Here is an 8,403-nt window from a genome sequence, read left to right as displayed (position 1 = left end):
GAGTATCTAATTAATTAGATACTCTTTTTTTATAGAGAAAATTTAATAACTTTAAAAATAATTAGAAAACCAAAAGTAGAATATTATATTGCAATTATGCTAAACTAAGCCTGTCTTCTTTTTTCATTAAATTGTACTTGCTTCAGACGACGAACATAAAACTGATATTTTTGATCACTAGTTTTAGTATTTATAATATCCATTTCACAGTCCAAACAAATAAAAGAATGATATAAATGAATTCCTAATGGTTTTTGTTTTTCACAAATTAAACAAATTTCTGTATCTGAATACGGTTTTACTTTTTTTTGATATAAGCTCATTTTCTCCACCTCCATACTTCTATTTTCTCCGTTATTTTCATTTCATATACAATATTCAGAAATTTAATTTTTCTGAAAAATTAAATTGTTTCACGTGAAACAAATAGTAAAATATATAAAATAGAGAAGAGGTTTATTATGCAAACTAATACACCGTTATATACAAGACTAAGCAAGTTTCAAGAGAGAAAAAATATATCCTTTCATGTACCTGGGCATAAGAACGGCTTATTATTATCTCTAAAAGAATGGAAGGAAAACTTATTAAGTTATGATCTTACCGAACTAACAGAATTGGATGACCTTCACGCTCCGACTGATATAATTTTACATGCAGAGGAATTATTAGCAGAATTATATGGAGCAAAAAGGAGTTATTTTCTAGTAAATGGTTCGACAGTAGGAAATTTAGCAATGATTTTAGGAACCGCTTATGAAGGGCAGCAAGTATTTGTGCAAAGAAACAGCCATAAATCTATTATGAATGCTATAAAGCTTTCCAAAGTAAAACCTATCCTTTTAAACCCACAATATGATATGGAATGGGAAGTACCAAGTACCATTTCAGTTGATATGCTAAAAAGAGCAATTAAATTATATCCAGATGTTAAAGTTCTTATTTTAACATCGCCTAACTATTATGGGATGGTAGGAGAATTAGCAAAACTGATTCAACTAGCACATCATAATAAAATAGTAGTGCTGGTAGATGAAGCACATGGTGCACATTTTATTGGTTCTAATTATTTTCCGATTTCAGCAGTAGAGGCAGGGGCAGATGTAGTTGTACAATCAGCACATAAAACATTGCCTGCCTTAACAATGGGTTCGTATTTGCATTTTAATAGCAATCTAATAGAGAAGGAAAGAATAGAAGGGTATCTATCTATGTTACAATCAAGCAGCCCCTCCTATCCTATTATGGCATCTCTAGATATAGCTAGAAGTTACATAGCTACATTTAATAGGAAAGATGAAGAGTATTTAAGGATGCAAATTTTTGAATTCAGAAAAGAATTAAATAAAATTAAACAGATAAAAGTATTAGAATATAAAGAAGGAGCAGGAGACCCGTTAAAAATTACAATACAGTCAACTTGCTCTTTAAGTGGATTTTCTTTACAAAAAATGCTGGAAAGACAAGGTATTTATACAGAATTAGCAGATGCAAAGAATCTTCTATTTGTTTTTCCTTTATTAAAAAGTGGGATGTATTATCCAATAGAGGAAGCAATAAAAAGAATAAAAAGAGTATTTGAAAAATTACCAAATGATAATCATGTCTTGGAAGATAAAGGAGTATCTATAAATATAGACACTAATATAGTAGAATTAAAACTTAGTGAAGGGGAGCAATCTCTGCGCAAAAAGAAATATGTATTATTCGATGAAGCTGAAAACGGCATTAGTGCAGAAACAGTGATTCCATATCCGCCAGGGATTCCTTTATTAATTCCTGGAGAGGAAATCACTTCAAACCATATTGAGCAATTAAAGAAATTGGTGCAAGTAGGCGCTAATTTTCAAGGAGATTCCTCTGTATACAAAAGGATGTTAGCTATATATACAGATAAAGAAAGTAGGAGAAGTTAACAATGATGGATGGTGTGTTTATAACATTGGAAGGTCCAGAGGGGGCAGGAAAAACAACTATTATTAATATGCTTGTTGAATATTTTTCTGTATCTGGAAAAAAGGTTCTAGCAACTAGGGAACCTGGTGGTATTGATATAGCAGAAAAAATTAGACAGGTGATTCTAAATCCCAATCATACAGAAATGGATGGAAAAACAGAAGCATTGTTATACGCTGCAGCAAGGCGTCAACATTTAGTGGAAAAAGTAATGCCCGCGTTAGAAAAAGGTTATATTGTATTATGCGATCGTTTTATTGATAGTTCATTAGCCTATCAAGGGTATGCTAGGGGTTTAGGAATTGATAATGTTTGGAAAATAAATGAGTTTGCAATAGGTGGATTAATGCCGAATGCAACTATTTACTTTGATATAGATCCAAAAATCGGTTTAGAAAGAATTAATAAGACAGATGAGAGAGAAATAAATCGGCTGGATTTAGAAAAAATTGATTTTCATGAACGTGTTCAAGAAGGATATTATCAAATAATAGAGAAGTTTCCTAATAGAATATATAAAGTGAATGCATCTCAATCAGTAGAACAAGTTTTTGAGGAAGCAAAAAAGGTTATTATTGACTATTTAGAAAAAAAATAGCAACAATAGTATTATATTAATAACTTGGAAAAATTCGCGAGGTTTTCTTATATAATTAAACTTAAAATTGTTTTATCAATAAGGTTTATAAAAAAGGTATTCATTACGAATATGGCTTATAAATCAACATCCTATTTTGAAAATCTAAAATAATGACTGCATAATGGAGGATTAAGCATTTATTGATATAATAGAAATAAATATTTAATCAGAAAAGTATAGAGATAAAGGATGGGGAATGATGAAATTAATTTTAACAGTTATTCAAGATAAAGATAGTAACAAGCTATTAAATGCCCTTGTTGAACATAATTTCAGGGCAACAAAATTAGCTAGTACTGGCGGTTTCTTAAAGTCGGGAAATACTACATTTATGATTGGAACAGAAGATATCCGTGTAGAAAAGTGTTTGCAAATCATTAAGGAAAACTGTCAATCCCGTGATCAATTAGTAGCTCCAGTATCGCCAATGGGAGGAAATGCTGATTCCTATGTTCCTTATCCTGTGGAAGTAGAGGTAGGAGGGGCGACTGTTTTTGTTGTTCCAGTTGAACAGTTTAAGCAATTTTAGGATATAGATACTGGATCCTTTGTAATAGGAGAAGATTATGGTATTTAATCTTTAAATACTTAATCGGAGGAAATAAATGAAGATTAATAAAGATATTAGGTATGCTGCTGAGAATACGAAGCAAGATATTAAAATTGCAAGCAATGAAGTGAATTTTCAACAGTATGTTGTGAAACAAAATGAAAAATTACAAGCAGAGCAATTTAGCAGTCTAATGAAACATATCGATGATACTGGGAACCGTTTAAGCAAATCACAAAATCTAAGAGATTTGGCTAAATTTAAATCTCTCGTAAAACAGTTTGTAAAAGAAGCAGTTGATTATGGGCTGCAGCTAAAAAAGGATCAATCCTGGGATCAATTTGGACAAGGAAAAGATTTGAATATTGTTAAAGTGATAGATGAACAGCTTATCTCCTTAACAGAGGAGATAAGGGATAAAGAAAGCAGCCATTTAAATCTTCTTAATAAAATCGGAGAAATTAAAGGGATGCTAATTAATTTATATACGTAAGTGAGTGATTGTCTTGACAAGAACATGGGAACTGCTAGGAGAGACACAGCCCATCGTTTTAAAAATGTTGAAAAACAGCTTGAAAAAAGATCGTCTTGCACATGCTTATCTTTTTGAGGGTATGAAAGGAACTGGAAAAAAAGAAGGAAGTATTCTTTTTGCCAAAAGTATTTTATGTGAAAAATTAATAGAAGGATATATTCCGTGCAATAGCTGCAACAACTGTAAGAGAATTGCAAATGGAAATCATCCAGATGTCCATCTATTAGAGCCTGATGGATTATCGATTAAAAAGCATCAAATTCAAAGCCTTCAAGAGGAATTTTCTAAAACTGGAGTCGAATCTAAAAGGAAAATTTATATATTGACTCATGCTGATAAAATGACAACCAATGCAGCAAATAGCTTATTAAAATTTTTAGAAGAGCCAAATGCATGGACAGTAGCAATATTATTAACAGAGCAGATTCAGCAAATTCTGCCGACTATTCTATCTAGATGCCAGATCATATCTTTTACACCTTTAGCTCCTGATAAAATGTCAGAGCAGCTTATTGCCAGTGGAATAAAAAAAAGTGATGCGCCAAAAATTGCACAGCTTACCAATAATTACGAAGAAGCATTATTGTTAAGTTCTGATGAATGGTTTGTACAAGCGCAAAAAATAGTGGTAAAATTATATCAGACTCTTAGAGGAAATCCTTTGGACGCTTTAATATCCCTGCAAAGGGAATGGTTTATTCATTTTAAAGAGAAGGATCAGTATGATAGAGGGTTGGATTTATTATTGTTGCTTTACAAGGATTTATTATATATAAAGCTTGGCAAATATGAGCAGATTGTTCATATAAATGAAAAAGATATATTGGAAGCATCGGCATTAAAGTTTTCAAATCATCTTTTAATAGAGAAAATAACAGCTATTTTTGAAGCTAAGCGTAAGCTGCAGAGCAATATGAATCCGCAGTTATTGATGGAGCAGCTTGTGCTAAAGCTGCAGGAGGGATCTTCAGTTGTATAATGTTGTAGGAATCCGCTTTAAAAAAGCTGGAAAAATATATTATTTTGATCCCAGTGATATTCTTATCGAAAAAGGGAATTATGTCATTGTCGAAACAGTGCGTGGGGTAGAGTATGGAAAAGTAGTAATCGCTCCAAAAAAAGTGAATGAAAATGATGTTGTTTTGCCCTTAAAAAAGGTATTAAGAATAGCGGATCAAAAAGATCAAATGATTGTGGATGAGAATCGCAGCGCAGCAAAAGAAGCATATGAGGTTTGCTGCGAAAAAGTTAGTCTCCATGATTTAGATATGAAATTAGTGGATGTAGAATATACATTTGATAGAAATAAAGTGATTTTTTATTTTACAGCAGATGGACGTGTGGACTTCCGGGAGCTTGTAAAAGATTTAGCATCCATTTTTAGAACAAGAATAGAATTGCGCCAAATCGGTGTTCGGGATGAAGCGAAGATGCTGGGAGGGATAGGCCCTTGCGGAAGAATGCTTTGCTGTTCTACTTTTTTAGGGGATTTTGAACCTGTTTCAATAAAGATGGCAAAGGACCAAAATCTTTCTTTAAATCCTACTAAGATTTCTGGATTATGTGGCAGGTTGATGTGTTGTTTAAAATATGAAAATGATGAATATGAGTCTGCTAAAGAACAGCTTCCAGATTTAGGAGAGTGGATTAATACTCCTGATGGAAGAGGGAAAGTAGTAGGTCTAAATATATTGGAACGTTTACTCCAAGTGGAAATTTCTGAACAAGAACGAGTGCTTGAATATACTTTAGAAGAAATACTACAAGAAGATGCTGTTTCAGTTCAATCCACAGATTAATGAGGTGGAAGAGTGGATAAAAAAGAAGTTTTTGATTCAGTAATTAATATGGAAAGCCAAATTGGGAATTTATATCAGCAATTAGGAGAATTAAAGCAGCATGTTGCTGAACTAATTGAAGAGAATAATACATTAAAACTCGAAAATGAGAATTTGCGGAGACATTTAGAAAGCTCCAGTGGCTTAAATCAAGGAAATAAAGCAACAAATAAAAAGAAAATTAAACCGACAGGCCAAACAGAGGAAAAAAGTTTGGATGTTGGTGAGGGATATGATAATCTGGCTCGACTTTATCAAGAAGGATTTCATATTTGCAATCTTCACTTTGGAAGTCCACGAAAAGATGGAGATTGTTTGTTTTGTTTATCTTTTCTTAATAAAAAGTAAGGCAAGCTTATCATATACTTCTATCGATTCACTAGCGAAGTGAAAGATATTTTCAGCACACATGAAACCTTCCTTTTACTAGGGAGGTTTTTTGACTATTAGGTGAGTCAGTAAAATATTTCTAGAAGAAATATTTTATAAGAAGAAGCATTTAGGATGGAGGTTATAAAGTGATAGAGTTAATGGGAGATGAAAGGCTCGATTATTTATTAGGAGAAAATTTGAAAATTATTCAAAGTCCTTCTGTCTTTTCCTTTTCACTTGATGCAGTATTATTAGCTAATTTTGTATCGGTACCGATGAAAAGGGGAAGTTTAGTGGATTTATGTAGTGGAAATGGGGTTATTCCTCTTTTCTTGTCATTAAGAACAAAAGGCACCATTTTAGGAGTGGAGATTCAAGAACGTTTGTATAATATGGCAAATAGGAGTATTGCCTATAATCAGCTAGAAGAAAGAATACAAATGATTCATGGCGATATAAAAGAGATTCCCCCTGTGATCGGTTATGAGAAGTATGATGTAGTGACATGCAATCCTCCTTATTTTCAGACAGATTCCATTCAAGAGAGAAATTTAAATGAGCATTATGCAATAGCAAGGCATGAAATTCTTTGTACATTAGAAGATACTATTCGCATTGCAAGTCAACTTGCAAAACAAGGAGGAAAAGTAGCTTTTGTGCACCGTCCAGGAAGATTGCTTGATATTGTTACATTAATGAGGTTATATAGAATAGAGCCTAAAAGAGTGCAATTTGTGTATCCTAAGGAAGGAAAAGATGCAAACATTCTTTTAATAGAGGGAATTAAAGATGGAAAGCCAGATTTAAAAATACTTCCGCCCCTTTTTGTTTATAATACTAAAAATGAGTATACAGAAGAAATGAGCTATATTTTAAATGGAAACAAATAGCCATTATTTTTATGTATTAAAATGCCGAGATGGAAGTTTTTATGCAGGCTATACAAATAATATAAAAAAAAGAGTAGAGACACATAATAGTGGGAAAGGTGCTAAATATACTCGTGGGAGGCTGCCAGTCTGTTTAGTTTACTGGAAAGATTATTCTACTAAGTCAGAAGCATTAAAAGCAGAATATGCTTTTAAACAATGGAGCAGAAGCAAAAAGGAACGGTTTTTAATTAAGGAAGCAGGTGAGGGGTTTGTGGCAGCAAAAGAGTTATAAAGAGGATAAGGGAGCTTTGTATTTAATTCCCACTCCTATTGGAAATCTAGAAGATATGAGTTTCCGAGCTGTTAGAATGTTAAAGGAAGCAAATATAATAGCAGCGGAAGATACCAGGAATACAAAAAAGCTATGTAATTATTTTGATATTCCCACTTCAATTGTTAGTTATCATGAACATAATAAAGAAACTAGTGGACGCAAATTGCTTGAGGAATTAGAGGGAGGAAAGACAGTTGCTTTAGTAAGTGATGCTGGGATGCCGACAATTGCGGATCCAGGCTATGAACTCGTAGTTGCAGCAGTAGAAAAAAAAATCGCAGTAATTCCATTGCCTGGTGCAAATGCTGCACTTACTGCTTTGATAGCATCTGGATTGCCTACTCATCCATTTTTCTTTTATGGATTTCTTAATAGGCAGAAAAAAGAAAAGAAAAAAGAATTAACTTTTTTAAAGGGGATTCAAGGTACTATATTACTTTATGAATCACCACATCGTCTAAAAGAGACCTTAACCATTATGTATGATATTTTAGGAAATAGGAATATTTGTCTGTGCAGGGAGCTCACAAAAATTTATGAAGAGTTTATCAGAGGGACAATAGAAGAAGTACTGGAGTGGGCAGAAAAAGAAGAAGTTCGTGGTGAATTTTGCATTGTCATCGAAAAGGGTGACCAAATAAAATCTGAAGAGGAATGGTGGAAAGGTTTAGGAGTTGTTGAACATGTACAATTTTACATAGAGGAAAAGGGATTTATTGCAAAAGAAGCAATAAAAAAAACAGCTGTTGATAGAGGGATTCAAAAAAGAGAAGTATATCAACAATATCATATCAATGATTAATAGAAGCATCCATTCCTCTTTCGGTTATAAACAAAAAGATGAGAGTTTAAACTCTCATCTTTTTTCTATATAAAATAAGTTGTAATTATTTAGATGTTTCAAAAGTGCTTTTAATTTCGTTAAGAAGTTGTTCCGCACCTTCACGACTTAAAATTAATTTGCCGTCTGCTAATGATAAGTTGTCATCAGAAACTTCACCTGTAACTTGGCAAGTCATATTAGCTTTATATTTTTTTAAGACAATTTTTTCATCATCCACGTAAATTTCTAAAGCATCTTTTTCAGCAATACCTAATGTACGTCTTAACTCGATTGGAATTACCACACGACCTAACTCATCAACTTTACGAACAATACCTGTAGATTTCATTCTCTTTTCTCCTCCCAATTGATTGCTAATTTATTAATTTATGTTTTTTTCGATAATATTCGACAAAATCTTTGCTTGTTTATATAATACCAGCCATTCCCATAATCGTCAATTATTTTATTTTTGAAAAGTAT

General features: G+C 32.5%; 12 protein-coding genes. 10 read left to right on the top strand and 2 right to left on the bottom strand.

Features of this window, described 5'->3' with window-relative positions; genetic code table 11:
- Positions 1–104 precede the first annotated feature (104 nt).
- Complete coding sequence (locus tag NCCP28_RS21990; RefSeq protein WP_248563342.1) at positions 105–323, bottom strand: sigma factor G inhibitor Gin; 219 nt, start codon at positions 321–323, stop codon at positions 105–107.
- 135 nt (positions 324–458) lie between these two features.
- Between NCCP28_RS21990 and NCCP28_RS21985 the strand changes: the two genes are divergently transcribed.
- From NCCP28_RS21985 to rsmI, 10 genes are all read left to right on the top strand, one after another.
- Positions 459–1,916, top strand: a complete 1,458-nt coding sequence (locus NCCP28_RS21985; protein WP_375709442.1) for an aminotransferase class I/II-fold pyridoxal phosphate-dependent enzyme — start codon at positions 459–461, stop codon at positions 1,914–1,916.
- A gap of 5 nt (positions 1,917–1,921) precedes the next feature.
- Positions 1,922–2,554: a dTMP kinase gene (gene tmk / locus NCCP28_RS21980; protein ID WP_248563347.1), complete on the top strand. Its 633-nt coding sequence runs from the start codon at positions 1,922–1,924 to the stop codon at positions 2,552–2,554.
- Between the two features lie 241 nt (positions 2,555–2,795).
- On the top strand, positions 2,796–3,125 hold the full coding sequence (locus NCCP28_RS21975) for a cyclic-di-AMP receptor (protein WP_248563346.1): 330 nt from the start codon (positions 2,796–2,798) through the stop codon (positions 3,123–3,125).
- Positions 3,126–3,201: 76 nt separating this feature from the next.
- Positions 3,202–3,639 (top strand): YaaR family protein, encoded by a 438-nt coding sequence (locus NCCP28_RS21970; RefSeq protein WP_248563340.1) that lies wholly within the window; start codon positions 3,202–3,204, stop codon positions 3,637–3,639.
- A 13-nt stretch (positions 3,640–3,652) separates the two neighbouring features.
- Complete coding sequence (holB, locus tag NCCP28_RS21965; protein WP_248563339.1) at positions 3,653–4,660, top strand: DNA polymerase III subunit delta'; 1,008 nt, start codon at positions 3,653–3,655, stop codon at positions 4,658–4,660.
- The gene (locus NCCP28_RS21960) at positions 4,653–5,480 is read left to right on the top strand and encodes a PSP1 domain-containing protein (RefSeq protein WP_248563338.1); all 828 of its coding nucleotides are present in this window, start codon (positions 4,653–4,655) and stop codon (positions 5,478–5,480) included. Before holB ends, NCCP28_RS21960 begins: the two co-directional genes overlap by 8 nt.
- Positions 5,481–5,492: 12 nt before the next feature.
- Complete coding sequence (gene yabA / locus NCCP28_RS21955) at positions 5,493–5,867, top strand: DNA replication initiation control protein YabA (protein WP_248563337.1); 375 nt, start codon at positions 5,493–5,495, stop codon at positions 5,865–5,867.
- 173 nt (positions 5,868–6,040) lie between these two features.
- Entirely contained in the window at positions 6,041–6,781 is a 741-nt protein-coding gene (locus NCCP28_RS21950) for a tRNA1(Val) (adenine(37)-N6)-methyltransferase (protein ID WP_248563345.1), read from the top strand.
- Positions 6,768–7,055 (top strand): GIY-YIG nuclease family protein, encoded by a 288-nt coding sequence (locus NCCP28_RS21945; RefSeq protein ID WP_248563336.1) that lies wholly within the window; start codon positions 6,768–6,770, stop codon positions 7,053–7,055. The genes NCCP28_RS21950 and NCCP28_RS21945 overlap by 14 nt, the downstream gene beginning before the upstream one ends.
- On the top strand, positions 7,033–7,899 hold the full coding sequence (rsmI, locus tag NCCP28_RS21940) for a 16S rRNA (cytidine(1402)-2'-O)-methyltransferase (protein WP_248563335.1): 867 nt from the start codon (positions 7,033–7,035) through the stop codon (positions 7,897–7,899). Before NCCP28_RS21945 ends, rsmI begins: the two co-directional genes overlap by 23 nt.
- An 85-nt stretch (positions 7,900–7,984) precedes the next feature.
- Here rsmI and NCCP28_RS21935 read toward each other — a convergent pair whose 3' ends face one another.
- Positions 7,985–8,269, bottom strand: coding sequence for a transition state genes transcriptional regulator AbrB (locus NCCP28_RS21935; protein WP_248563334.1), 285 nt, complete (start codon positions 8,267–8,269; stop codon positions 7,985–7,987).
- Positions 8,270–8,403 lie beyond the last annotated feature (134 nt).

It is taken from the genome of Niallia sp. NCCP-28, from assembly GCF_023168165.1.
Taxonomy (GTDB): Bacteria; Bacillota; Bacilli; order Bacillales; family Cytobacillaceae; genus Niallia.
This window is presented reverse-complemented; position numbering and strand designations above follow the sequence as displayed.

What these genes read in the sequence shown, in the direction of transcription:
- NCCP28_RS21990 (WP_248563342.1), bottom strand. Translation starts at nt 323, where the DNA reads ATGAGCTTATATCAAAAAAAAGTAAAACCGTATTCAGATACAGAAATT.
- NCCP28_RS21970 (WP_248563340.1), top strand. Translation starts at nt 3,202, where the DNA reads ATGAAGATTAATAAAGATATTAGGTATGCTGCTGAGAATACGAAGCAA.
- NCCP28_RS21945 (WP_248563336.1), top strand. Translation starts at nt 6,768, where the DNA reads ATGGAAACAAATAGCCATTATTTTTATGTATTAAAATGCCGAGATGGA.
- tmk (WP_248563347.1), top strand. Translation starts at nt 1,922, where the DNA reads ATGGATGGTGTGTTTATAACATTGGAAGGTCCAGAGGGGGCAGGAAAA.
- NCCP28_RS21975 (WP_248563346.1), top strand. Translation starts at nt 2,796, where the DNA reads ATGAAATTAATTTTAACAGTTATTCAAGATAAAGATAGTAACAAGCTA.
- NCCP28_RS21935 (WP_248563334.1), bottom strand. Translation starts at nt 8,269, where the DNA reads ATGAAATCTACAGGTATTGTTCGTAAAGTTGATGAGTTAGGTCGTGTG.